Origin of the sequence: Massilia putida (assembly GCF_001941825.1) — a bacterium.
GTDB lineage: Bacteria > Pseudomonadota > Gammaproteobacteria > Burkholderiales > Burkholderiaceae_D > Telluria > Telluria putida.
Genome location: NZ_CP019038.1, coordinates 3,820,588 through 3,843,746 on the forward strand (window position 1 = coordinate 3,820,588; position 23,159 = coordinate 3,843,746).

The following is a 23,159-nucleotide window of genomic DNA, read 5'->3' on the forward strand; positions in this document are numbered from 1 at the left end:
GTCGTTAGCATGGCTGCTGCTTGGACGCGCGTTCGAACGCGTCGATGATCGGTTGCAGGCGCTCGCGCTTGAGTTTCAGGGCGGCCTGGTTGACGACGAGGCGCGACGAGATCTCCATGATCTTTTCGACTTCGACCAGGTTGTTGGCGCGCAGCGTGCCGCCCGTCGACACGACGTCGACGATGGCGTCGGACAGGCCGACCAGCGGCGCCAGCTCCATCGAACCATACAGTTTGATGAGGTCGACGTGCACGCCCTTCTTGGCGAAGTGCTCGCGCGCCGTGTGCACGAACTTGGTGGCCACGCGCAGGCGCGCGCCCTGGCGCACGGCGTTGTCGTAGTCGAAGCCGGCGTTGACGGCCACGGACATGCGGCAGCAGGCGATGCGCAGGTCGATCGGTTGATACAGGCCTTCGCCGCCATGCTCGAGCAGCACGTCCTTGCCGGCGACGCCGAAGTCGGCGGCGCCATGCTGGACATAGGTCGGCACGTCGGTGGCGCGCACGATCAGCACGCGGATGCCCGGGTCGTTGGTGGCGAGGATCAGCTTGCGCGAGGTTTCCGGATTTTCCAGTACCTCGATGCCGGCCGCGGCCAGCAGCGGCAGCGTGTCTTCGAAGATGCGGCCCTTCGAGAGGGCGAGGATCAGTTGCGAGCTGTCCCGAGTAGTGTCGTTCATGTGACTGCGTTCATTTTGGACCCGTCATTCCCGCGCACGCGGGAATCCATGCTGAGCTTCCGGGTAAGGCCGACGAGGATTCGACGAATCGGCTGTCGGAGCCTCGGTATGGGTTCCCGCTTGCGCGGGAACGACGTTGTTTTATTTGATACGGACGATATCCGCCCCCACCGCCGACAACTTCGCCTCCATCCGGTCATACCCGCGATCCAGGTGATAGATGCGGTCGACGAGGGTCGTGCCCTCGGCGGCCAGGCCGGCGATCACGAGCGAGGCCGAGGCGCGCAGGTCGGTCGCCATCACGGGCGCGCCGACGAGGCGGTCGACGCCCTTGATGAAGGCCGTGTTGCCCTCGGTGGAGATCTGCGCGCCCAGGCGGTTCATTTCCTGCACGTGCATGAAGCGGTTCTCGAAAATGGTTTCGGTGACGCGGCTCGGGCCGTTCGCGATCGTGTTCACGGCCATGAACTGCGCCTGCATATCGGTCGGGAAGCCCGGGTATTCCGTGGTGCGGAACGAGACCGGCTGCGGCCTGGCGTCCATGCGCGCGCGGATCGAATCGCCTTCCACGGTCAGCTGGACGCCCATCTCGCGCAGCTTGTCGATGGCCACGTCGAAGATGTCGGTGCGGGTGCGGGTGATGCGGATGTCGCCGCCCGTCGCCGCGACGGCGCACAGGAACGTGGCCGCTTCGATGCGGTCCGAGATCACCGAGTGCGCGGTGCCGTGCAGGCTGTCCACGCCCTGGACCACGAGGCGGTCGGTCCCGATGCCCTCGATCTTCGCGCCCATCGCGACGAGCATGTTCGCGAGGTCGGTCACTTCCGGCTCGCGCGCGGCGTTTTCCAGGACCGTCTCGCCCTCGGCCAGCGTGGCGGCCATCAAGAGGTTCTCCGTGCCCGTCACCGTGATCATGTCCGTGTGGATGCGGGCGCCCTTCAGGCGGGCGGCTTTCGCGTGGATGTAGCCGCCTTCGATCGTGATGTCGGCGCCCATCGCGCGCAGGCCCTTGATGTGCTGGTCGACGGGACGCGAACCGATCGCGCAGCCGCCCGGCAGCGACACCTTGGCTTCGCCGAAGCGCGCCAGCATCGGGCCCAGCACGAGGATCGACGCGCGCATCGTCTTCACCAGTTCGTACGGTGCGACGAGGGTGTCGATGGCGGATCCGTTCAGCACGACGTTCTCGTCGTCCTGCGTGACTTTCAACCCGGTCTGCTCGAGCAGGCGCAGCATCGTGCGCACGTCGTGCAGGCGCGGCACGTTCGACAGGCGCAGGTCGCCGGACGTCAGCAAGCCCGCGCACAGGATCGGAAGCGCCGCGTTCTTGGCGCCCGAGATGGGGATGTCACCGTTCAGGCGCTTGCCGCCGACGATCTGGAGCTTGTCCATCGATTATCCTTGGTACTCGTCGGGGGCCAGCGTCTTCATCGACAGCGCGTGGATTTCCTCGCGCATGCGGTCGCCCAACGCGGCGTAGACGATCTGGTGGCGCTGGATGCGGCTCTTGCCGGCGAACGCGGGCGAGACGATGACGGCGCTGAAATGCTGGCCGTCGCCCTCCACTTCGAGGTGGGTGCACTCCAGGCCCTTTTGGATGTAGCCGTGGATGAGTTCGGGTGTAGTAACCATGTTTTGTCAGTGACGCAGCTTGTAGCCGCGACGAAGCAGATTGATTGCGATAGCGGCCAAGGCCACGAAGAAGACGGCGACGATGGCCAGGCTGGTCCAGGGCGACACGTCGGACTGGCCAAAGAAACCATAGCGGAACCCGTCAATCATATAAAAGAACGGGTTGAAATGCGAGACTGCAAGCCAGAACGGCGGAAGTTTCTTAATGGAATAGAACACACCGGCCAAAAATGTTGCAGGCGTGATCAAAAAGTTCTGGAACGCGGCCAGCTGGTCGAATTTTTCCGCCCAGATGCCGGCGATGACGCCCAGCGTACCCAGGATGCCCGCGCCCAGCAGCGCGAACACGACGATCCACAGCGGCGCGACAAAACTCAGGTGCGCGAACCACGCCATGATGACGAACACGCCCAGGCCGACGGCCAGCCCGCGCACGACGGACGCCGTCACGTACGCGGACAAAATCTCCACGTGCGACAGCGGCGGCAGCAGGATGAACACGAGGTTGCCCGTGATTTTCGATTGGATCAGCGACGACGACGAGTTGGCGAACGCGTTCTGCAGCACGCTCATCATCACCAGGCCGGGGACGAGGAAGGACGTGTAGCTGACGCCGTCCAGCATCTCGACGCGGCCGTCCAGCACGTGGCCGAAGATCAGCAAATACAGCATCGCGCTGACGACGGGCGCGGCGATGGTCTGCGTCGCGACCTTCCAGAAACGCAGGATCTCTTTGAAGAACAGGGTCTTGAAGCCCACCGAAAACAGATTCATCGTACGGATGCTCCAGCTTGAGATTCGCCTTCCATGATCTGGATAAAGATGTCTTCCAGGTCGGCCTGCTGCAGCTGCATCTCGTCGATCTCGGCGCCCGATTCGCGCAGGCGCGCGAGGATGCCTTCGACCTCGCTGTACTCGTTGACGCGCAACGTGTACGTGTCGCCGCCATTGTGTTCGTCGTGCGCGACGAGGTGGCGCAGGCCGTCCGGCAGCGTCCCGTGCTTCAGGTGCACGACGAGCGACGAGCCGGACACGCGGCGCAGCAGCTGCGACATGGTGTCCAGCGCGACGACGTTGCCCGTCTTGAGCATGGCCACGCGCTGGCACATGGCCTGCGCTTCTTCCAGGTAGTGCGTCGTCAGGACGACCGTGTGGCCCTCGCGGTTCAGGCGCGAGATGAATTTCCATAACGTCTGGCGCAGTTCGACGTCGACGCCGGCCGTCGGTTCGTCCAGCACGATCACGGGCGGTTTATGGACGAGGGCTTGCGCGACCAGGACGCGGCGCTTCATGCCTCCGGACAGCGCCCGCATATTGACGTCCGCCTTGGGCGTGAGGTCGAGGTTTTCCATGACCTCGTCGATCCATGCATCGTTATTCTTAAGGCCGAAGTAGCCCGACTGCAGGCGCAGCGTCTCGCGCACGGTGAAGAACGGGTCGAACACGAGTTCCTGCGGCACGACGCCCAGCTTCATGCGCGCTGCGCGGAAATCCTTCACGACGTCGTGGCCGTGGATGCGCACGCTGCCCACATCCGGGCGGATGAGGCCGGCAATGGTCGAAATCAGAGTCGTCTTGCCGGCGCCGTTCGGGCCGAGCAGGCCGAAGAATTCGCCTTGTTCGATGTTCAGTGAAACGCCCTTCAGGGCTTTGAAGCCCTTATAGCTTTTCTCGACGCTGTCGATCTGGATGGCTGCTGTCATGCGTTGGGGATCCGGAGGATCGGAACCGTGCGGGGGAAACGGGCCATTATAGAAGAAAACGCCACAGCGTTCCGGGCCGTGGCGTTTTTGGAGATGCGGGTAGAGCGGGGTGATGGATACCGGGGGCATCCATCACGTGCCCACGCGTGACATTCGCGCGTCGTTGGCGCCGGTTAGATGCGGCCTAACAACCCGTCGACGCCGTACAACTTTGCCAACGCATCCACGTTGGCCGGCACATTGATGAACTTGAGGCTGCGCCCCTGCCCTTGCGCGCGGCGCTGCCAGGCCAGCATCAGGGCCAGGGCCGAGGAATCGGCGGCCTTGACGCCGCCGAGGTCGAACACGGTTTCGCCGGCGGTCACGGCCGCGCAGCCCTGCGCCAGCGCCGCTTGGGCGTTGCCGAACGTCAGGGCTTCGAGCGAGAGCATGGGGTTCGCTTCCGCCATGCTTACTTCTGCGGGGCCTTGTTGAGCGGCTTGTTGGCCAGCTGCTCGTTGCGGTCGTGCAGCTTCTTGATCAGGCCGTCGATGCCGCCCTTGCTGATTTCCGAGGCGAAGGTGCTCTTGTAGGTCTCGACCAGCCACGCGCCCAGCACGTTCAAGTCGAAGATCTTCCAGCCCTGCGGGCCCTTGGCCAGGCGGTAGTTCAGGGTGATCGGCTCGCCGCGGGTCAGGTTGACCTGCGATTTCACTTCGACTTCCGTGTCGGCCGGGTCGGCGCGGAACGGTTTGAACTCGATGGTTTCGTTCTTGATCTGCGACAGCGCACCGGCGTAGGTGTACACGAGCAGCGTGCGGAATTCTTCCGCCAGCTGCTTCTGCTGCTCCGGCGTCGCCTGGCGCCAGAAGCGGCCGGCGGCCTGGGCGGTCATCTTTTCCGAATCCACGTACGGCAGGATCTTGGTGTTGACCAGATCCATGATCTTGCGGGTATTGCCGGCCTGGATGTCCTTGTCGGCCTTGACGCTGTCGATGACGTCGGTGGAGACGCGCTTGACGAGTGCGTCCGGTGCTTCGATGGCGGCACGGGCCGGCGCCACCAGGACGCTGGTGGAAAGGGCCACGGCGGCGGCGGTCACGATCAGTTTTGCGATGGGCTTCATACGCTTCCTTTATCTGGGTTAGGTCTGGCCCGGCGGTCCCGCGTGCTGCGCGGACGGCCTGGCTGTACCGTGGTTAACTATTTACTGGCCGGTTCGGATGACACGGGCGCCGGTACGGGCGGATTATTCGGTGCCGAACCTGCCGCGGGGGCCGGAGCAGGCTCGTCCGCGCCGTCTTCCGGGACCGGTTTCGGGCCCAGCTTCACGCCCAGCTTCGATTCGACCTTTTCTTGCACCTTTTCCAGCTTTTCGTGGACCTTGTCGGCGCGTTCCTGCGCCTTGTCCGTGTCGAGCACCTTGCTGGTGCGGCGCTGCATATAGCCGTCACGGATGAACTCGTAGCGGTCGAGCGCGGCGTCTTCCAGCAGGTTCGACGCGTCCAGCACGCTGGCGCGCTGGTCGACCGCGCGCAGGACGATGCCGCCGGTACGCCAAGGCACATCGTCCACATGGGTCCACGGATCACCCCACCAGTCGCCCGGCAAGGCCACGGTATCACGCACCGTAGATGGGCCCAGCAAGGGCAACATCAAGTAGGGACCGCTCGGCACGCCCCAATAACCCAGCGTCTGGCCGAGGTCTTCGTTATGCTTGCGCATGCCGGCCGGGGTGGCGATGTCGAGCACGCCGGCGAGGCCCAGGGTCGAGTTCACGGCGAAACGCATGAAATCGTTCAAGCCGTCCTGCCCCTTGAGCTGGGCGAAATTGTTCAGCGAACTCCACAGGTCCGTCAAGTTACCGAAGAAATTGTTCACGCCGGTTTGCACGAAGCTCGGGGTGACGTTCTTGTAGGCAGTGGCGGCCGGCTTCAGGGCGACGCGGTCGACCGTGTCATTGAAGCTGAACATGGCACGGTTGAACTTCTCGAACGGGTCCTTGGGATTGCCAGTCGTCGCGCAGCCGCTCAGCAATACGGCTGCACCGAGTGCCAGCGCCAAGCCGGTGCGTGCTTTGCGCGGCGTGGCGGAGTCATTGCGGTTCGTCATTTGCTACTGTCCTTTCCTTCGGCTGCCTTGCTGTAAATAAATTGATTAATCAAATCTTCGAGCACGGCGGCCGATTGCGTCCGGGTGATGCGGTCGCCCTGGACGAGGTTGTTCGTATCGCCGCCGGCCTCGATGCCGACGTATTGCTCACCCAACAGGCCCGAAGTCAGGATCTTCAGGGAGCTGTCTTTCGGGAACTTATAAGCAGGATTCAGATCCAGGCGAACGATGGCCTGGAAGCTCTTGTCGTCGAACGAGATGTCACCCACGCGGCCCACGACCACGCCCGCGCTCTTGACGGGCGATTGCGGCTTCAGGCCGCCGATGTTGTCGAACTTGCCCGTGATCGAGTACGTCTTGCTGAACGAGATCGTGCTCATGTTACCGGCTTTGAGTGCCAGGAAAAGGAGCGATAACGCACCCAACAGGACAAAAAGGCCGACCCAGACGTCAATGGATTTACGATGCATAAGTTTTTCCCAACTCACTATTTATTAAACATCAAGGCGGTCATGATGAAGTCCAGCCCCAGCACCATCAGCGACGCGATCACGACAGTCCGCGTGGTGGCGCGCGATACGCCTTCCGGCGTCGGCTGCGCTTCATAGCCCTGGAACAGCGCCGTGAAAGTCACGGCGATGCCGAACACAAAACTCTTGATGACGCCATTCATGATGTCGCGGCGCACGTCGATGTTCGCCTGCATCTGCGACCAGAACGCGCCCTCGTCCACGCCGATCAGCTGCACGCCGACCAGGTAGCCGCCGATCACGCCGATGGCGGAGAACACGGCGGCCAGCACCGGCATGGCGATCAGGCCGGCCCAGAAACGGGGCGCCAGCACGCGCTGGATTGGGTTGACGGCCATCATTTCCATCGCGGTCAATTGCTCGCCGGCCTTCATGAGGCCGATTTCCGCCGTCAGCGACGTGCCCGCGCGGCCCGCGAACAGCAGCGCCGTGACCACCGGCCCCAGTTCGCGCAGCAGCGACAACGCCACCAGCTGGCCGAGCTTTTCTTCGGCGCCGAACTGGCTCAGCGTGTAATACCCCTGCAGGCCCAGCACCATGCCGACGAACAGGCCGGACACGGTGATGATCAGCAGAGAGTAATTGCCGATGAAGTGGATCTGTTCCGAGATCAGCGTGGGACGGCGCAGCGCGCCCGGCGACTTGGCGGCCAGGCCGCCGAACGAGCGCGTGACGAAGCCGATGCGGGCCAGCGTGTCGAGGACGAAACCACCAATGAAACCAAGAATATTGGTCATCGCTTGCCTCCCAGGCCCAGGTCTTCGGCCAGCGACTTACCCGGATAGTGGAACGGCACGGGCCCGTCCGGCTCGGCGTTCACGAATTGTTTGACATACGGGTCGGTCGAGCGGCGCATCTCGTCCGGCGTGCCCGCGGCGACGATCTTGCCGGCGGACAGGAAGTACACATAGTCAGCAATCATGAAGGTCTCGTTCACGTCGTGCGAGACGACGATCGACGTCGAGCCCAGCGCGTCGTTCAGGTTGCGGATCAGGTTGGCGGTCACGCCCATCGAAATCGGATCGAGGCCGGCGAACGGTTCGTCGTACATGATCAAGGCGGGGTCGAGCGCGACGGCACGCGCGAGCGCCACGCGGCGCGCCATGCCGCCCGAGATCTCGTTCGGCTTGAGGTTCGCCGCATTGCGCAGGCCGACGGCGTTCAGGCGCATCAGGACCAGGTCGCGGATCAGTTCTTCCGGCAGTTCCGTGTGCTCGCGCAGGGGAAAGGCCACGTTCTCGAACACGGTCAGATCCGTGAACAGGGCGCCGAACTGGAACAGCATGCCCATCTTGCGGCGCAGGCGGTACAAGCCGTCCGTATCAAGCTGGTTCACGATCTCGCCGTTCACCGCGACGGTGCCGCGCTGCGCCTTGATCTGCCCGCCGATGAGGCGCAGCACCGTCGTCTTGCCCGAGCCGGAGCCGCCCATCACGGCAATCAGCTTACCGCGCGGGAAGTCCATGCTCAGGTTCTGCAGGATCGGGCGATCGCCATACGAAAAATGCAGATCGCGGATTTCGACGAGGTTGGACACAGTGAATATTGGTATTTGGAGAATCCCGTATTGTAGTGCAGAAACGGCAAGGCCTGCAGGACGCCGCCCGATTCCGGGCGTGTTATCGACGTGATATTACAACATTACTAAATCACGAGTCAGATATTTTGGAACATAAGTGCTTGTTTTTACTAACCTATGCATACACCGCATTGTTGCGCATCATTAAAATATTTTAACAAATGCCACATGGAAACCCGTTTGTGCGAGTCGTGGCGGAGGCCCATCGACGTCGCCGGAGGAGCGTGTCCGGAACGTCGGGAACGGGATGATCCGGGCCGTCCGCGGCGTGCCGGCTATGGCATTTTTTAACAATCGGGCGGAGAATTTCGCATCCGGCGGCGGTCCAATCCTGTACGGAGAATCCGATGATGACGAAGGCCCTGGTCCACATCGACAGCGGCGCGGCCACGATGGAGGGCATGCTGGAAGTGCCCCACAACGCGCTCGGTGTCGTCCTGTTCGCGCACGGCAGCGGCAGCAGCCGGCTCAGTCCGCGCAACAACCACGCGGCGCACGTGCTGCGCGACGCCGGCATCGGCACCCTGCTGCTCGACCTGCTCACGCCGAACGAGGACCGGCACTACCACAACCGCTTCGACATCTCCCTGCTGACGACCCGCCTGCGCACCGCCGCCGCCTGGCTGGGCGCGGAGGAGGCGACCATGGCCCTGCCGCTCGGCCTGTTCGGCGCGAGCACGGGCGCGGCGGCCGCGCTGCAGCTGGCGGCCGACCCGGCGGTGCCCGTCGCGGCCGTCGTGTCGCGCGGCGGGCGGCCGGACCTCGCCGGCACCGACGCGCTGCGCGCCGTCGAAGCGCCCACCTTATTGATCGTGGGCGGCGCCGACACGCCCGTCATCGCCCTGAACGAGCAGGCTTATGCCGAGCTGGGCTGCGTGAAACGGCTGGTGATCGTGCCCGGCGCCACCCACTTGTTCGAAGAACCGGGCACGCTGGAAGAAGTGGCGCGGCTTGCGACCGACTGGTTCAAAGGGCAGTTCGCGGGTGACTGACGTGGCCGCCGACCTGCGCCTCATGTTCGGCGGCGACGCCATGCTGGGCCGCCACGTGCGCGACGTCATGCGGAAAGATGGCATCCACGCGCCGCTGGACGCCGTCTCCCCCCTGCTGCGCGCGGCCGACCTCGCCATCGTCAACCTGGAGTGCGCGCTCACTGACAGCGCGGCGCACTGGCACGGCGCCCCCAAGGCCTATTATTTCGGCGCCCTGCCCGAATCCGGCCAGGCCCTGTTCGATGCCGGCATCCGGCTCGTCAGCCTGGCGAACAACCACAGCCTCGACTTCGACGTGCAGGGCCTGGCCGACACCATGCGCATCCTGGACGCGCACGGCATCGCCCACACGGGCGCCGGCCCCGACCTCGCATGGGCGCAGTCGCCGGCTGTCGTGCCCTGCGGCGATGTCCTGGTCGGCATGGCGGCGTTCTGCGACCACCAGGACGATTTCGCCGCCACGGATGATCACCCCGGCATCGCCTGGCTGAACCTGCACGACGAGGCAGCCGCCATCGACGCCTTCGCGCGCGCGCTCGCGCCCCTGCGCGCGAGCGGCGTGCGCTGGCCGATCCTGTCGCTGCACTGGGGACCGAACATGGTGACGGCGCCAAGCGCACACCTGCGCCGCCTGGCGCACGCCGCAATCGACGTCGGCTGGAAGATCGTCTACGGTCACAGCGCCCACATCTTCCACGGCATCGAGCTGTACCGGGGCTGGCCGATCTTGTACGCGGCCGGCGACCTCGTCGACGACTACGCCGTCGATGCCATTCTGCGCAACGATCATCAATTGCTGTTCGAGGTCCGCCTGGGCGAGGACGCCCTCAGGCGCATCGTGCTGCATCCCGTGTTCATCCGCCACGGCCGCGCGGTCCCGGCCGACCATACGCAGCGCACGTGGATCTATACGCGCATGCAGGCCCTGTGCCGCGACCTCGGAACAAAGGCGCGGCTGGACGGCGATGTACTCGTCATCGAGCCGGACGCGACGCCGCCGCACGAATGATCACCGGGCCAGGCCCGCGTCTTCCGACACGCCGAGCGCGGCCGCGGTCCAATCGAGCTCGCCGCGGTCCTTCGCCAGCGCGGCGAGAAAACGGTCGTGCATCATGCTGGCCAGCGGCATCGGCACGTATGCCTTGCGCGCGGCCGCCAGCACAAGGTTCGCATCCTTGAAACCCAACGACAGCTTGAAGCCGGGGTTGGTGTAGTGGTGCTGCGCGATCAGGTTGCCGTAGTTGACGTACAGCGGCGTGGCGAAAATCGATTGCGTCATGACGTCCATCATCGCGGTGCGCGGCACGCCGTATTTTTCGCACAAGGTCGCCGCTTCCGCCATCGCCTCGATGACGCCCATGATCATGAAATTGCCGCTCAGTTTGACGATGCTGGCGGCGACGGGGTCGGCGCCGAGCTGGAACACGCGCTGGCCCATCGTCCCGAGCAGCGGCAGGATTCTTTCGCGCGCGGCGGCGTCACCCGCGCACAGGATGAACAGCATGGCGGATGCCGCCGCGACCGGACGCCCGAACACGGGCGCGGCGATGAGCGTGGCGCCGCGTTCGGCATGCAGGGCGGCGAGGCGTTTCGTCGTCTCGGGCGAAACCGTGCTCATCGACACGTGGATGCCCGGCCCCAGCGTCGCGGCGATGCCGTCCGGCCCGCCGACGACCTGGTCCAGCGCCGCGTCATCCGCCACCATCGTGAACACGATGCCGTCGCTTGCGACCGCCTGGCCGGGATGCGCGACCAGCGTCGCCCCTTTCGCGACGAGATCGGCCGCCTTGTCCGGCGAGCGGTTCCAGACGCGCAGCGTGTGACCTTTATCGATGAGGTTGCTTGCCATGGCATGTCCCATGCCGCCCAGCCCTACATAGCCGATATCCATTCCTTATCTCCTTTGGGTCGTCTTTGATCTTTTACAAATTTTCGCTTGCCACCGTATTGACAACTTTTATAATTTCTCCGTTGCGTTTATTGCAACGAAACATTTGTTCCGAAGTAAAGCGACGTTGTTCCTGCTGACCAACCGCGGGCGGCGTTCTGCCGTCCGCCTTTACCGGAGATACCCATGAAACGTGTCACCCTTGCCCTGGCCCTTGCCGCGCTGGCCATGGGCAGCAGCGCCTATGCCGTCGTCCTGCCCGTCGGCGACACCCCGTTGAGCGGCACCACGGTCGCCGCCAATCCGCAACTGGCCGGTCCGATCATCGCGGACGATACGGTGCCCTTCAGCTTCGCCGCGTACGGCGGAACCGTCTCGGGCAGCGTGCAATCGCGCGTGGTGCGCTCGAGCGTCGACGGCACCCTCGACTTTTACTGGCGCGTGATCAACGATGCGAATTCGGCCGGCGCCATCACGAGCCTGCGCATCGGTAATTTTTTCGTCCCCGTGTATGACGCCGACTACCGGATCGACGGCTCCGGCGATGTGGCACCCGACGTCGCCCGCCGCTTCGCCACGCCGAACGTCAATTTCCTGTTCGGCGGCGCGAGCGGCGGGACCCTCGGACCCGGCGCGAGCAGCAAATTCATGTTCTTCGATACCGACGCGACCAACTACGGCCGTGTCGCGTCGTACGACTTGACGACACTGGAAAACGGTTCGATCTCGAGCACATTCTCGACCTTCGCGCCGGTGCCGGAACCGGGCACCTTCGCGCTGCTGGCCGGCGGCATGGGCTTCCTGGCGCTGGCCAAGTGCCGGCGCGGCTGATCTGTCCGCCCGCTTGAATCACCCGAACGTGAAATAAAAACGGCCCGGGCTGCTCACCCGGGCCGTGTCGTCGTTGTCGGGATCACTCAACCGTCATGATACGGCAGGTAGGGGATGCCCGTCTTTTGCACGCCGACGAGCGCCGCCACGTTCTCGGCGCTTTCGCTGAAGCCGATCAGCACCTCGGCGACCGTCGCCGCCTTGCGGTCGAGCACGTCGACCCAGAACGTGCTCTGCGGATCCGGGTCGCGGTGCAGGACGTTGTGATAGAACTTGTCGACGATGGCGGCGTTCGTCGGATTGGTGCCGTACAGCGCCTTGAATTCATCCGACGCGACGAAGGCGTTGGCGACGTCCGTCAGGCTGACGCCCTTGTCGAGGCGGCTCATCCAGAAGCCTTCGCCGACCTTGTCGGGCGTGCGGTTGAACGCGGCCTGGTAGAGACGATACGCCTGGCCCCCGTGGCCGTAGTAGTCGAGGGCGACGCCCTCGGCATTGCTCGCGCCCGGCTCGCCGAAGATCACGCGCTCGATGTTGACGAGCCAGCTGCCGTGCGTGGTCATGGTCAAGAAGTACCACGTATGGTCGTCGAGCTGGCCGACCGAGCTCCCGCCTATCCCATAAAACGTATCGATGCCGTCGCCGCCATCGAAAATGGCGCCGCTGGTGTAGATGAGCGTGTCGTCGCCGCCGCGCGCCTGGATGACTTCGCCCGGGGTCATATCGCCGCGGATCGTGTCCGGCCCTTCCGTACCGATCGTCCGCACATGGGTTTCGATGAAGCCGTAGCGGTCGGCATACGTAGCGATCACGCGCATGACCGGGGGCACGCTGTCGCCCAGGGTGAAGTCGGCCGACCAGTTGCCGGTCACGTTCACGTAGTGACCCGTGCCGTCGTCGATCTGCCACTGGTAATACGCCTTGCTGAACGGATCCGTGTCGACGATCTGCGCATGCAGCGTATGGCCCTTCGCGAGTTCGCCCGACACGACGAGCGCGCCGGGACTGTTCTGGTGCACGGCCTTCGGATCGGCATCGCTCGCCACCGATTCCGCCTGGCCGTAGCCATCGACATAGCTGGCGACGACGCTGATGGCCTGGCCCGCATGGGCCGCGTCCAAGGTCCAGGTGTCGCCGGTCGCCCCAAGAATCGCCCGGCCGTTCGCCTTCCACTGGTAGGACAGGGTTCCCATGCCGTCCTCGTCGGCGATCGTGCTGACGGCGTGGAGCTGGCTGCCGGCGTGCGCCGTGTCGCCCGTGATGGTCACCGTCCCGGTCGGCAGGTCGTTGACGTTCACGACGGTGAGCGCATTCGGGCTGCTCGAGGTATGGATGCCGTCGACGTAGGCAACGGAACCGGTCACCGAGATCGTCTTGCCGACGTCCGCCTGGGTCGGCGTATAACTGCTCACCGCCGCGTCGTACCAGACGCCGGTCGTCTCCACCTTGCGGTCGCCGATCGTCCACGTGTACTTGCCGGACGCGTTGTTGACGGCGACGTTGGGATAGTCGCCCAGCAGGAAATGCGCGTCGATCGGCACGCCTTCGAAGGCCAGGTTCTGTCCGTTCAGGGCCGGATTGCCCTTGATGGAAATGGTATCCATGATTGCAAGGCCAGGATCAAAACCGTTACATTACCTGAAACGGCACGCAACAATTGCGCGAATTCTCACGACGAAAAAAAAACAGCCCGGGTTGCGCACCCGGGCTGTCCATGTTGTTGCGTAGACGCTGTCGATCAGCGCGGCAGCACCGACGATCCCATCAGGAATTCATCGACGGCGCGGGCGCATTGACGGCCTTCGCGGATCGCCCACACGACGAGCGATTGGCCGCGGCGCATGTCGCCGGCCGTGAACACTTTCGGCACCGACGTCTGGTAGCACACGTCGCCATCGGTCGTGGCGCGGGCGTTGCCGCGGGCATCCTTCTGCACGCCGAACGCGTCCAGCACTTGCTGCACCGGCGACACGAAGCCCATCGCCAGCAGCACGAGGTCGGCCTTCAGTTCGAATTCCGAGCCAGGCACTTCCGTCATCTTGCCATCTTTCCACTCGACGCGGCAGGCGATGATTTTTTCGACCTTGCCGCCCTTGCCTTCGAAGCGCTTGGTGGCGACGGCGAAGTCGCGCTCGCAGCCTTCTTCGTGCGACGACGAGGTGCGCAGCTTGGTCGGCCAGTACGGCCACACGAGCGGCTTGTTTTCCTGCTCCGGCGGCATCGGCATCAGTTCGAACTGGGTCACCGACGCGGCGCCGTGGCGGTTCGACGTGCCCACGCAGTCCGAACCCGTATCGCCGCCGCCGATCACGACCACGTGCTTGCCGGTCGCCTTGATCTGGTCTTTCACCTTGTCGCCGGCGTTCACGCGGTTCTGCTGCGGCAGGAAGTCCATCGCGAAATGGACGCCCTTCAGCTCGCGGCCCGGGACCGGCAGGTCGCGCGGCTGCTCGGCACCGCCGGCCATGATGACGGCGTCGTAGTCTTTCGCGAGGTCTTCCGGGAAGATGGTTTCGCGCGCCATGTTGCTGACGGTGGCCGGGAAGTCCTTGCCGATCAGCGTCGAGGTGCGGAAGGTCACGCCCTCGGCCTTCATCTGCTCGACGCGGCGGTCGATCAGGTCCTTTTCCATCTTGAAGTCGGGGATGCCGTAGCGCAGCAGGCCGCCAATGCGGTCGCTCTTCTCGAACACCGTCACGTCGTGGCCGGCGCGGGCCAGCTGCTGGGCGGCGGACAGGCCCGCAGGGCCGGAACCGACGATGGCGACCTTCTTGCCCGTCTTGACGGCGGCGACTTGCGGCACGATCCAGCCGTGTTCCCAGCCGGCGTCGGCGATCTTGCGCTCGATCGACTTGATGCCGACCGGCTCATTGTTGATGCCCAGCGTGCAGGCGGCTTCGCACGGTGCCGGGCAGATGCGGCCCGTGAATTCCGGGAAGTTGTTCGTCGAGTGCAGGTTGTCGACGGCGTGGCGGTAGTCGCTGTGGTAGACCAGGTCGTTCCAGTCGGGGATCTGGTTGTTGACGGGGCAGCCGGTGTTGCAGAACGGGATGCCGCAATCCATGCAGCGCGCACCTTGCACCTTCGCCTGTGCGTCGGTCAAGGTGATCGTGAATTCTTTGTAGTTCTTGAGGCGGGCAGCGGGTTCCAGGTGGTCTTCTTCCTGGCGCTGAAATTCCATGAAGCCGGTGATCTTACCCATTTGTATTCCTATCGTTTTCTGTTCGGTGTGGAGAGATGCCAGGCGTGCGACTTCGGTGGTTCAGCATGGATTCCCGCCTGCGCGGGAATGACGCCGTAACGTCGCCCCCGCGACGGCGGGGGTCCATACTGAGTGTGCCGTCACGCGGCCCGTAGCATCAGGCAGCCAGTTCGATCTTGTCGTTGGCTTCTTCCATGCTGCTGTTGTGCATCTCTTCCAGCGCGCGCTTGTACTCGGTCGGGAAGACCTTGACGAACTTGCTGCGGCTGTTGGCCCAGTCGTCCAGCAGGTTGCGCGCACGGGTCGAACCGGTGTGCTTGAAGTGACGCTCGATCAGGCGCTTCAGGATCGCTTCGTCCGACTCGCGCTCGCCGTTGCGGGTCTGTGCGTGCCAGCTCGACTTGTCGCTCTGCTCCTTGGTCGACAGCACGCGCTCCAGCGCCACCATCGCGGTATTGCACTTCTGCTCGAACTCGCCCTTCGGATCGTAGACGTACGCCACGCCGCCCGACATGCCCGCCGCGAAGTTGCGGCCGGTGTCGCCCAGCACGACGACGGTACCGCCGGTCATGTATTCGCAGCCGTGGTCGCCCACGCCTTCGACGATCGCGGTCGCACCCGAGTTACGCACCGCGAAACGCTCGCCGGCCACGCCGTTCAGGAACGCTTCACCGGCGATCGCGCCGTACAGCACCGTGTTGCCGACGATGATGTTGTCGACGGCCCAGCCGCGGAACTCCGTGTTCGGACGCACGATGATGCGGCCGCCCGACAGGCCTTTGCCCACGTAGTCGTTGCCCTCGCCGACCAGGTCCAGCGTGATGCCGTGTGCCAGGAACGCGCCGGCCGACTGGCCCGCGGTGCCCTGCAGCTGGATGTGGATCGTGTCGTCCGGCAGGCCGGCATGGCCGTAGCGCTTGGCGACTTCGCCCGACAGCATCGTGCCGACGGTACGGTTGACGTTCTTCACCGGCGAGATGAACGAGACGCGCTCGCCCTTCTCCAGCGCGGCCTTGGCTTGCGCGATCAGCTTGTGGTCCAGGGCCTTGTCCAGGCCGTGGTCCTGCTCTTCCGAGTGCAGCAGCTGGCGCTTGTCGTCGACCTTCGGCTGGAAGAAGATGTTGGAAAAGTCCAGGCCTTGCGCCTTCCAATGGCCGACGGCCTTCGACTTGTCCAGCAGGTCCGAACGGCCGATCAGCTCGTCGAACGTGCGGATGCCCAGCTGGGCCATGATCTGGCGCGCTTCTTCGGCGACGAAGAAGAAGTAGTTCACGACGTGTTCCGGCTTGCCCGAGAACTTGGCGCGCAGTTCCGGATCCTGGGTGGCCACGCCCACCGGGCAGGTGTTCAGGTGGCACTTACGCATCATGATGCAGCCTTCGACGACCAGCGGTGCCGTCGCGAAGCCGATTTCGTCCGCGCCCAGCAGGGCGGCGATGACGACGTCGCGGCCGGTACGCATCTGGCCGTCGGCCTGGACGCGGATACGGCTGCGCAGGCCGTTCAGCACGAGGGTCTGCTGGGTCTCGGCGAGGCCCAGTTCCCACGGCGTGCCGGCGTGCTTGACGGACGACAGCGGCGACGCACCCGTACCACCGTCATGGCCGGCGACGACGACGTGGTCGGCCTTGGCCTTCGACACACCGGCGGCCACGGTACCGATACCGACTTCCGACACCAGCTTCACGGAGATCGATGCATGCGGGTTGGCGTTCTTCAGGTCGTGGATCAGCTGCGCCAGGTCTTCGATCGAGTAGATGTCGTGGTGCGGCGGCGGCGAGATCAGACCCACGCCCGGCACCGAGAAGCGCAGCGACGCGATGTACTCGGACACTTTGTGGCCCGGCAGCTGGCCGCCTTCGCCCGGCTTGGCGCCCTGCGCCATCTTGATCTGGATCTGGTCGGCGGAGGCCAGGTATTCGGCGGTCACACCGAAGCGGCCCGATGCCACCTGCTTGATCTTCGAGCGCAGCGAATCGCCTTCCATCAGCGGGATGTCGGCGACGACGCGGTCCTTGCCCAGGATCGAGGCCAGGCTCTCGCCCTTGGCGATCTTGATGCCCTTGAACTCGCCCATGTAGCGTGCCGGGTCTTCACCGCCTTCGCCCGTGTTCGACTTGCCGCCGATGCGGTTCATGGCGATGGCCAGCGTGGCGTGCGCTTCGGTCGAGATCGAGCCCAGCGACATGGCGCCGGTGGCGAAGCGCTTGACGATTTCCTTGGCCGGCTCGACTTCGTCCAGCGGGATCGCCTTGGTCGGATCGATCTTGAATTCGAACAGGCCGCGCAGCGTGAGGTGACGCTTGCTCTGGTCGTTGATGATCTGCGCGTACTCTTTGTACGTGCTGTAGTTGTTGGCACGGGTCGAGTGCTGCAGCTTGGCGATGGCGTCCGGCGTCCACAGGTGGTCTTCGCCGCGCACGCGGTAGGCGTATTCGCCGCCGACGTCCAGCGAGTGGGCCAGGATCGGATCCTTGCCGAAGGCCAGCGCGTGCAGGCGCAGGGCTTCCTCGGCCACTTCGAACAGGCCGATGCCTTCCACCGTCGACGACGTGCCGCGGAAGTACTTGTCGACCAGCGACTTGTTCAAGCCGATGGCTTCGAAGATCTGGGCGCCGCAGTACGACATGTAGGTCGAGATGCCCATCTTCGACATCACCTTCATGAGGCCCTTGCCGACCGCCTTGGTGTAGTTGTAGATGGCTTTGTCGGCAGCCATCTCGTGCGGCAGCGTGTGCGCCAGGTCGACCAGCGTTTCCAGCGCCAGGTACGGGTGCACGGCTTCCGCGCCGTAGCCGGCCAGCAGCGCGAAGTGGTGCGTCTCGCGGCACGAACCGGTTTCCACGACGAGACCCGTCGAGGCGCGCAGGCCGCGCTGGACGAGGTGTTGGTGGATCGCGGAGGTCGCCAGCAGCGCGGGAATCGCGACCTGGTCGGCGTTGAGGTTGCGGTCCGAGACGATCAGGATGTTGTGGCCCGATTTCACGGCGTCGACGGCTTCCGCGCACAGCGAGGCCAGCGACGCTTCGATGCCTTCCTTGCCCCAGCTGACCGGGTAGCAGATGTTCAGTTCATACGACTTGAACTTGCCGCCGGTGTGCAGGCTGATGTTGCGCAGGCGGGCCATGTCGTCGAAGCCGATGACCGGCTGCGACACTTCGAGGCGCATCGGCGGGTTGACGTTGTTCGTGTCCAGCAGGTTCGGCTTCGGACCGATGAACGACACGAGCGACATCACCATCGCTTCGCGGATCGGGTCGATCGGCGGGTTCGTGACCTGGGCGAACAGCTGCTTGAAGTACGAATACAGCGGCTTGAGCTTGTTCGACATGACCGCCAGCGGCGAGTCGTTACCCATCGAGCCGGTGGCTTCCTCGCCCAGCACGGCCATCGGGGCCATCAGGAATTTCAGGTCTTCCTGGGTGTAGCCGAATGCCTGCTGGCGGTCCAGCAGGGAAATGGCAGCCTTCTCGCCTTGCGCGTCTTTCGCGCGGTTCTGCGACAGCTGGCTTTCCGACAGCTTGATTTCGTTGAGCTTGATGCGCACCGACTTGATCCATGCCTTATAGGGCTTGGCGTTCGAGTAGGTGTCCTTGAGTTCCTTGTCGTCGATGATGCGGCCGGCTTCCAGGTCGATGAGGAACATCTTGCCCGGCTGCAGACGCCATTTCTTGACGATGCGCGATTCCGGGATCGGCAGCGTGCCCGATTCCGACGCCATCACGACCAGGTCGTCGTCGGTGACGATGTAGCGGGCCGGACGCAGGCCGTTGCGGTCCAGCGTACCGCCGATGTGGCGGCCGTCGGTGAAGGCCATGGCGGCCGGGCCGTCCCACGGTTCCATCATCGCGGCATGGTATTCGTAGAACGCGCGGCGGTTCTCGTCCATCGTCGCGTGGTTTTCCCAGGCTTCCGGGATCATCATCATCATCGCCTGGGCGATCGGGTAGCCGGCCATGACCAGCAGTTCGAGCGCGTTGTCGAAGCAGGCGGTGTCCGACTGGCCTTCATAGATCAGCGGGAACAGTTTCTGCAGGTCGTCGCCCAGCACGGCCGACTTCATGACGCCTTCGCGGGCGCGGGTCCAGTTGAAGTTGCCCTTGACGGTGTTGATCTCGCCGTTGTGCGCGAGCAGGCGGTACGGGTGGGCCAGCGGCCACTCCGGGAAGGTGTTCGTCGAGAAACGCTGGTGCACCATGGCCAGGGCCGAGACGCAGCGCGGATCCTGCAGGTCCTTGTAGTACACGCCCACCTGGTCCGCCAGCAGCAGGCCTTTATAGACGACGGTGCGCGCGGACATCGACGGCACGAAGAATTCCTTGCCGTGGATGAGTTTCAGGGCCTGGATCGCGTGGCCCGACGACTTGCGGATGACGTACAGCTTGCGCTCGAGCGCGTCGGTAACCATCACGTCCGGACCGCGGCCGATGAAGATCTGGCGGATGACCGGCTCTTTCGCGCGGACGGTCGGGGACATCGGCATCGCATCGTCCACCGGCACGTTGCGCCAGCCCAGCACGACCTGGCCTTCGGCGCGCACGGCGCGCTCGATTTCCTGTTCGCAGGCGATGCGCGACGCGTGTTCCTTCGGCAGGAAGATCATGCCGACGCCATATTCGCCCGGCGGCGGCAGTTCGACGCCCTGCTTGGCCATCTCGTCGCGGTAGAACTGGTCGGGGATCTGAATCAGGATACCCGCGCCGTCGCCCATCAGGGCATCGGCGCCGACGGCGCCCCGGTGGTCCAGGTTCTTCAGGATCAACAGACCCTGTTCAACAATGGAGTGGCTCTTGTTGCCCTTGATATGGGCGACGAAACCGACGCCACAGGCGTCGTGTTCATTGGCGGGATCGTACAAACCTTGGGCAATCATGGGGGCTCCGCAGCATTTTGAAGATATTGAAGGCCGAGGATAGAGCAGACTTCGGTAAACATCAATAACAATAATTAGGGTCGGAGTCGGATTAAATTCCGAGTTTTCGCGTCACAAATTAAATAGGGACAGAGACAAGGCAAGACCGGCTTATCCATGAAATCAATGAGTTAGGCCAAAACCGTCGGTCCCGCGAAAGCCGGAACCCATGCTGAGCTGGCCAGCAAGCGACGTCTGGATTCCCGCTTGCGCGGGAATGACGTTGCAATAAAAAAGGAGGCCGAAGCCTCCTATCATTCTTTTGTTGCAATGACGCTGCGCACAAATCTATTCCGCGGCCTTGACCTTGAACGGCCTCCCCCGCTTGGCCGGCAGGATCTGCCGCTTGGTCTTGCGCTCCAGCTCGAGCTTGAATTCATGCGACCCCAGCGGCGCCCCCTTGAGCACCGCGGCATTGATCGTATCCAGCTCCTGCCCCGCCATCCCCTGCTGCGCCAGCTCGATGAACGCGGCTTCGCGCTGGAACGGCGTGTTGCCGAGTTCCCAGTACTTGGCGTGGTCGGTGATGAGCGGATCCGGCCGCACGCCGGCGTGATGCGCATAGCTCGACCAGGGATAATCGAGCGGGTCGAACGCGAGCTGGCTGCGCAGCGGGTTCAGTTCGATGTAGCGGATGCAGGCGAGGAAATACGCGTCCGGATCGATCACGGACGTGCGGAAGCGTCCCTGAAACAGCGTGCCCGAGCGGCCATGCTTGTTGTTGAACCAAGGGACATACAGACGCCCTACTTTCTGCATCATCGCCGCCAGCCCCTCCTCGTCGGACGGCGTCGCCAGCAGGTGCAGGTGGTTCGGCATCAGGACGTAGGCGTGGATGGCCACGCGGTAGAACTTCGCGCTCTCGCGCAGGCATTCCAGGAAGCGGCGGTGGTCGTCGTCGTCGCGGAAGATGACCTGGTTGTCGTTACCGCGCTGGATGATGTGGTGCGGCTCGTTGGGCAGGACGAGGCGGGGTTGGCGGGCCATCGTGTCGTGGAAAGCGTCGAAAAGGCGATTCTAACGCAACCGCCTCGCTCTGTCCCCGATTAATTTTGATCGCACCAATATAGTGCACCACTCTGTCCCCGATTAATCAGGCCAGCGTGAACCCGGCCGACAGGCTATAACCTTCGCCATAGGCACTGCGCAGCGGCAGGTCCTGGCCGAGGCCCGTCCGCGCCTTCTTGCGCAGGCGGTAGACGAGCATGTCGACGCGGCGGCTGGCGTCCGGATCGTCGCCGCCCATGCCGGCCACGATCACCTGGCGCGGGACCGGCCGGGTGTTGATCGTCAACAGGTGCAGGAAATTGCACTCTTTTTCCGTCAGGTCGATCACCTTGCCCATCAGCTCCAGCTGGCGGGCGGACACGCGCAAGGTCCACTTGCTCGGCGTGGGAGCCGGCTCGGCCGGACGCACGCGGCGGTCCAGTGCCTCGATGTGGGCGGCCAGTTCCGGGAACTTGATCGGCTTGGTGAGATAGTGGTCGGCGCCGAGGCGCAGGCCGAGGATGCGGTTGTCGAAGGCCACGCGGCCCGTCAGCACCAGCAGCCCGATCTCGGGATACAGCTGGCGCATTCGTGGAATCACATTGAATCCGTCTTCGTCGGGCAGGCCCAGGTCGAGCACGACCACGGCCGCCGGCGTGCGCGTCAACGCGGCCCACATGTCGCTGGCGGTGGTCGCGATCGTGACCTCATGCCCGAGTTCCTTGAGGAAATCGGCCATATCGCCTGCGTATTCGCCATTGTCTTCAACAATCAGTATTTGCGTCATGGGTTTTGCCATGTTCCTTGTTTCATTTTCCCCGGCCTCGGGCAGATCTTCTTGCCTTCCGTTGTCGGGCGGCTAACCCCGGTCGCCGTTCCGATTATCACTGCTGGTCAATCCGGAAGCAAGGGCTTTTGCCCCGCTTTCCTGTACCGGCAGCCATAGCTTGAACTCTGACCCGCCCTCTGGAGAGCATGCATATGTCAAACTGCCGCCATGCACTTCGACCACGGAGCGCGCCATGTACAGCCCGAGACCGCTGCCCGCGATGCCCTCCGCATTCGTGCCGCGATAGCCTTTGTCGAAGATGCGGTCGATATCGCCAGCCGGCACGCCCGCCCCCTCGTCGCGCAGCGCCAGTTCGATGCCGCCGTCGACCCGCTGTCCCGTCACGTGCAGCTTTGTTCCAGCCGGCGTATAGCGCAAGGCATTGTCCAATAACACCTTGAGCGCAAGACGCAGCCCGGACGGCTCGCCGCGCAACGCCGCCGGCAACTCGCCCGCCACCAAGGTCACGGGACGCCCTGCCACGCGCGCCTGCGCCACCAGTTCTTCCAGCAACAGGCGTGGCCCCACCGTGTTCTCGCGGCGCTGGCTGCCGAGCGCGGCCATGCGCTCGGGCGACAGGTAATCGTCCACCATCGCGATCAGGCGATCCGTCGCCGCCGCGATCTTGCGGTAGCGCTGGCGCGTCGCCTCGTCAGCCTTCGTGCCCAGCGACTCCAGCCGCTGGATCGCGCCGTCGATCGTCGACAGCGGCGTGCGGAATTCGTGGTTCAGCATGCTCGCAAAACGCTTGCGCTCGCGTTCCCGCTCGCGCCGCGCGGACACGTCGCGCACGAGGCCCAGCAACGCGCGCGGCTGGCCGTCGTCGTCCAGCGCCAGGGTCGAGATCACCTCGAGGGCGACTTCGCTCCCGTCCGGCCGGCGCAGGTCGAACTCGCGCATCACGCGCAGGCGCGACCCGTCGCCGGCGGCGAAGCGCCGCAAACGCTCGGGCAAGCCGGCGCACAACGCCGCCAGCGGACCATCGCCGCCATGCGCGAGTTGCGCGCAGATGTCGGCGCTGGAATAACCGAGCATCTCGTCGACGCCGGCGCTGATGTACGCCGGCTGTCTGGTGGCGCAATCGAGGATGAAGGCCAGGTCGCCGCCCAGTTCGGCAATCGTGCGAAAGGCGTCCGCCGTGGCGATGTCCGTCATAAAAACTTTCCAGGAGTTATGCAGCAGATAAGTATAGTGTCCGAACCAACGGTTTGCATAGACAACCAGGAGGCAGACGTTGCACTAATCACGCATATGCGATATATGCATGTGCAAATAAAAAGGGCAAGCCGGACGGCTTGCCCTCG

At 64.2% G+C, this 23,159-nt stretch carries 21 protein-coding genes; 3 read left to right on the forward strand and 18 right to left on the reverse strand.

The features are described 5' to 3' along the window. Positions 1-4 precede the first annotated feature (4 nt). The 11 genes from hisG to BVG12_RS19160 all read right to left on the reverse strand — a co-directional run bounded on the left by hisG (position 5) and on the right by BVG12_RS19160 (position 8,172). A complete protein-coding gene (gene hisG, locus BVG12_RS19110) occupies positions 5-679 on the reverse strand; it encodes an ATP phosphoribosyltransferase (RefSeq protein WP_075793784.1) in 675 nt (224 codons plus the stop codon). 141 nt (positions 680-820) lie between these two features. Next, positions 821-2,071, reverse strand: coding sequence for a UDP-N-acetylglucosamine 1-carboxyvinyltransferase (murA, locus tag BVG12_RS19115; protein ID WP_075793785.1), 1,251 nt, complete (start codon positions 2,069-2,071; stop codon positions 821-823). 3 nt (positions 2,072-2,074) lie between these two features. Further along, positions 2,075-2,311: a BolA family protein gene (locus BVG12_RS19120; protein ID WP_075793786.1), complete on the reverse strand. Its 237-nt coding sequence runs from the start codon at positions 2,309-2,311 to the stop codon at positions 2,075-2,077. A gap of 6 nt (positions 2,312-2,317) precedes the next feature. Continuing rightward, positions 2,318-3,085 carry an ABC transporter permease gene (locus BVG12_RS19125; RefSeq protein ID WP_075793787.1) on the reverse strand — a complete coding sequence of 256 codons (768 nt, stop codon included), beginning with the start codon at positions 3,083-3,085 and terminating at the stop codon, positions 2,318-2,320. Further along, the gene (locus BVG12_RS19130; RefSeq protein WP_075793788.1) at positions 3,082-4,014 is read right to left on the reverse strand and encodes an ABC transporter ATP-binding protein; all 933 of its coding nucleotides are present in this window, start codon (positions 4,012-4,014) and stop codon (positions 3,082-3,084) included. Before BVG12_RS19130 ends, BVG12_RS19125 begins: the two co-directional genes overlap by 4 nt. A 173-nt stretch (positions 4,015-4,187) precedes the next feature. Next, positions 4,188-4,463: an STAS domain-containing protein gene (locus BVG12_RS19135; protein ID WP_083685221.1), complete on the reverse strand. Its 276-nt coding sequence runs from the start codon at positions 4,461-4,463 to the stop codon at positions 4,188-4,190. 2 nt (positions 4,464-4,465) lie between these two features. Further along, positions 4,466-5,119, reverse strand: a complete 654-nt coding sequence (locus BVG12_RS19140) for an MlaC/ttg2D family ABC transporter substrate-binding protein (protein ID WP_075793789.1) — start codon at positions 5,117-5,119, stop codon at positions 4,466-4,468. A 77-nt stretch (positions 5,120-5,196) separates the two neighbouring features. Then, a complete protein-coding gene (locus tag BVG12_RS19145) occupies positions 5,197-6,105 on the reverse strand; it encodes an MlaA family lipoprotein (RefSeq protein WP_075793790.1) in 909 nt (302 codons plus the stop codon). Next, entirely contained in the window at positions 6,102-6,575 is a 474-nt protein-coding gene (gene mlaD / locus BVG12_RS19150) for an outer membrane lipid asymmetry maintenance protein MlaD (RefSeq protein ID WP_075793791.1), read from the reverse strand. The genes BVG12_RS19145 and mlaD overlap by 4 nt, the downstream gene beginning before the upstream one ends. 17 nt (positions 6,576-6,592) lie before the next feature. Next, a complete protein-coding gene (mlaE, locus tag BVG12_RS19155) occupies positions 6,593-7,372 on the reverse strand; it encodes a lipid asymmetry maintenance ABC transporter permease subunit MlaE (protein ID WP_075793792.1) in 780 nt (259 codons plus the stop codon). Continuing rightward, positions 7,369-8,172, reverse strand: a complete 804-nt coding sequence (locus BVG12_RS19160) for an ABC transporter ATP-binding protein (protein ID WP_075793793.1) — start codon at positions 8,170-8,172, stop codon at positions 7,369-7,371. Before BVG12_RS19160 ends, mlaE begins: the two co-directional genes overlap by 4 nt. A 389-nt stretch (positions 8,173-8,561) precedes the next feature. Here BVG12_RS19160 and BVG12_RS19165 point away from each other — a divergent pair, with 389 nt between their 5' ends. Continuing rightward, positions 8,562-9,206, forward strand: a complete 645-nt coding sequence (locus BVG12_RS19165) for a dienelactone hydrolase family protein (protein WP_075793794.1) — start codon at positions 8,562-8,564, stop codon at positions 9,204-9,206. Then, on the forward strand, positions 9,199-10,215 hold the full coding sequence (locus tag BVG12_RS19170; protein WP_156895677.1) for a CapA family protein: 1,017 nt from the start codon (positions 9,199-9,201) through the stop codon (positions 10,213-10,215). The genes BVG12_RS19165 and BVG12_RS19170 overlap by 8 nt, the downstream gene beginning before the upstream one ends. On the opposite strand, the gene BVG12_RS19175 is transcribed toward BVG12_RS19170, so the two are convergent. After that, the gene (locus tag BVG12_RS19175; protein ID WP_075793795.1) at positions 10,216-11,097 is read right to left on the reverse strand and encodes an NAD(P)-dependent oxidoreductase; all 882 of its coding nucleotides are present in this window, start codon (positions 11,095-11,097) and stop codon (positions 10,216-10,218) included. A 183-nt stretch (positions 11,098-11,280) separates the two neighbouring features. Here BVG12_RS19175 and BVG12_RS19180 point away from each other — a divergent pair, with 183 nt between their 5' ends. Next, positions 11,281-11,925, forward strand: coding sequence for a PEP-CTERM sorting domain-containing protein (locus BVG12_RS19180; protein WP_075793796.1), 645 nt, complete (start codon positions 11,281-11,283; stop codon positions 11,923-11,925). Between the two features lie 86 nt (positions 11,926-12,011). On the opposite strand, the gene BVG12_RS19185 is transcribed toward BVG12_RS19180, so the two are convergent. From BVG12_RS19185 to BVG12_RS19210, 6 genes are all read right to left on the reverse strand, one after another. Further along, on the reverse strand, positions 12,012-13,529 hold the full coding sequence (locus BVG12_RS19185; protein ID WP_075793797.1) for a DUF4214 domain-containing protein: 1,518 nt from the start codon (positions 13,527-13,529) through the stop codon (positions 12,012-12,014). A 134-nt stretch (positions 13,530-13,663) separates the two neighbouring features. Next, positions 13,664-15,127 (reverse strand): glutamate synthase subunit beta, encoded by a 1,464-nt coding sequence (locus tag BVG12_RS19190; RefSeq protein WP_075793798.1) that lies wholly within the window; start codon positions 15,125-15,127, stop codon positions 13,664-13,666. A 157-nt stretch (positions 15,128-15,284) separates the two neighbouring features. Beyond that, entirely contained in the window at positions 15,285-20,000 is a 4,716-nt protein-coding gene (locus BVG12_RS19195) for a glutamate synthase-related protein (RefSeq protein WP_075793799.1), read from the reverse strand. 327 nt (positions 20,001-20,327) lie between these two features. Further along, positions 20,328-21,026 (reverse strand): transposase, encoded by a 699-nt coding sequence (locus tag BVG12_RS19200; RefSeq protein WP_075793800.1) that lies wholly within the window; start codon positions 21,024-21,026, stop codon positions 20,328-20,330. Between the two features lie 106 nt (positions 21,027-21,132). Further along, the gene (locus BVG12_RS19205) at positions 21,133-21,813 is read right to left on the reverse strand and encodes a response regulator transcription factor (protein WP_075793801.1); all 681 of its coding nucleotides are present in this window, start codon (positions 21,811-21,813) and stop codon (positions 21,133-21,135) included. Positions 21,814-21,885: 72 nt separating this feature from the next. Beyond that, positions 21,886-23,010: a PAS domain-containing sensor histidine kinase gene (locus tag BVG12_RS19210; RefSeq protein ID WP_075793802.1), complete on the reverse strand. Its 1,125-nt coding sequence runs from the start codon at positions 23,008-23,010 to the stop codon at positions 21,886-21,888. Positions 23,011-23,159 lie beyond the last annotated feature (149 nt).

Coding starts and splice junctions, on each gene's coding strand:
- BVG12_RS19180 (WP_075793796.1), top strand. CDS start 11,281: ATGAAACGTGTCACCCTTGCCCTGGCCCTTGCCGCGCTGGCCATGGGC.
- murA (WP_075793785.1), bottom strand. CDS start 2,071: ATGGACAAGCTCCAGATCGTCGGCGGCAAGCGCCTGAACGGTGACATC.
- BVG12_RS19135 (WP_083685221.1), bottom strand. CDS start 4,463: ATGGCGGAAGCGAACCCCATGCTCTCGCTCGAAGCCCTGACGTTCGGC.
- BVG12_RS19130 (WP_075793788.1), bottom strand. CDS start 4,014: ATGACAGCAGCCATCCAGATCGACAGCGTCGAGAAAAGCTATAAGGGC.
- BVG12_RS19210 (WP_075793802.1), bottom strand. CDS start 23,010: ATGACGGACATCGCCACGGCGGACGCCTTTCGCACGATTGCCGAACTG.
- mlaE (WP_075793792.1), bottom strand. CDS start 7,372: ATGACCAATATTCTTGGTTTCATTGGTGGTTTCGTCCTCGACACGCTG.
- BVG12_RS19195 (WP_075793799.1), bottom strand. CDS start 20,000: ATGATTGCCCAAGGTTTGTACGATCCCGCCAATGAACACGACGCCTGT.
- BVG12_RS19175 (WP_075793795.1), bottom strand. CDS start 11,097: ATGGATATCGGCTATGTAGGGCTGGGCGGCATGGGACATGCCATGGCA.
- BVG12_RS19200 (WP_075793800.1), bottom strand. CDS start 21,026: ATGGCCCGCCAACCCCGCCTCGTCCTGCCCAACGAGCCGCACCACATC.
- BVG12_RS19145 (WP_075793790.1), bottom strand. CDS start 6,105: ATGACGAACCGCAATGACTCCGCCACGCCGCGCAAAGCACGCACCGGC.
- mlaD (WP_075793791.1), bottom strand. CDS start 6,575: ATGCATCGTAAATCCATTGACGTCTGGGTCGGCCTTTTTGTCCTGTTG.
- BVG12_RS19165 (WP_075793794.1), top strand. CDS start 8,562: ATGATGACGAAGGCCCTGGTCCACATCGACAGCGGCGCGGCCACGATG.
- BVG12_RS19125 (WP_075793787.1), bottom strand. CDS start 3,085: ATGAATCTGTTTTCGGTGGGCTTCAAGACCCTGTTCTTCAAAGAGATC.
- BVG12_RS19185 (WP_075793797.1), bottom strand. CDS start 13,529: ATGGATACCATTTCCATCAAGGGCAATCCGGCCCTGAACGGACAGAAC.
- BVG12_RS19190 (WP_075793798.1), bottom strand. CDS start 15,127: ATGGGTAAGATCACCGGCTTCATGGAATTTCAGCGCCAGGAAGAAGAC.
- BVG12_RS19140 (WP_075793789.1), bottom strand. CDS start 5,119: ATGAAGCCCATCGCAAAACTGATCGTGACCGCCGCCGCCGTGGCCCTT.
- hisG (WP_075793784.1), bottom strand. CDS start 679: ATGAACGACACTACTCGGGACAGCTCGCAACTGATCCTCGCCCTCTCG.
- BVG12_RS19120 (WP_075793786.1), bottom strand. CDS start 2,311: ATGGTTACTACACCCGAACTCATCCACGGCTACATCCAAAAGGGCCTG.
- BVG12_RS19205 (WP_075793801.1), bottom strand. CDS start 21,813: ATGACGCAAATACTGATTGTTGAAGACAATGGCGAATACGCAGGCGAT.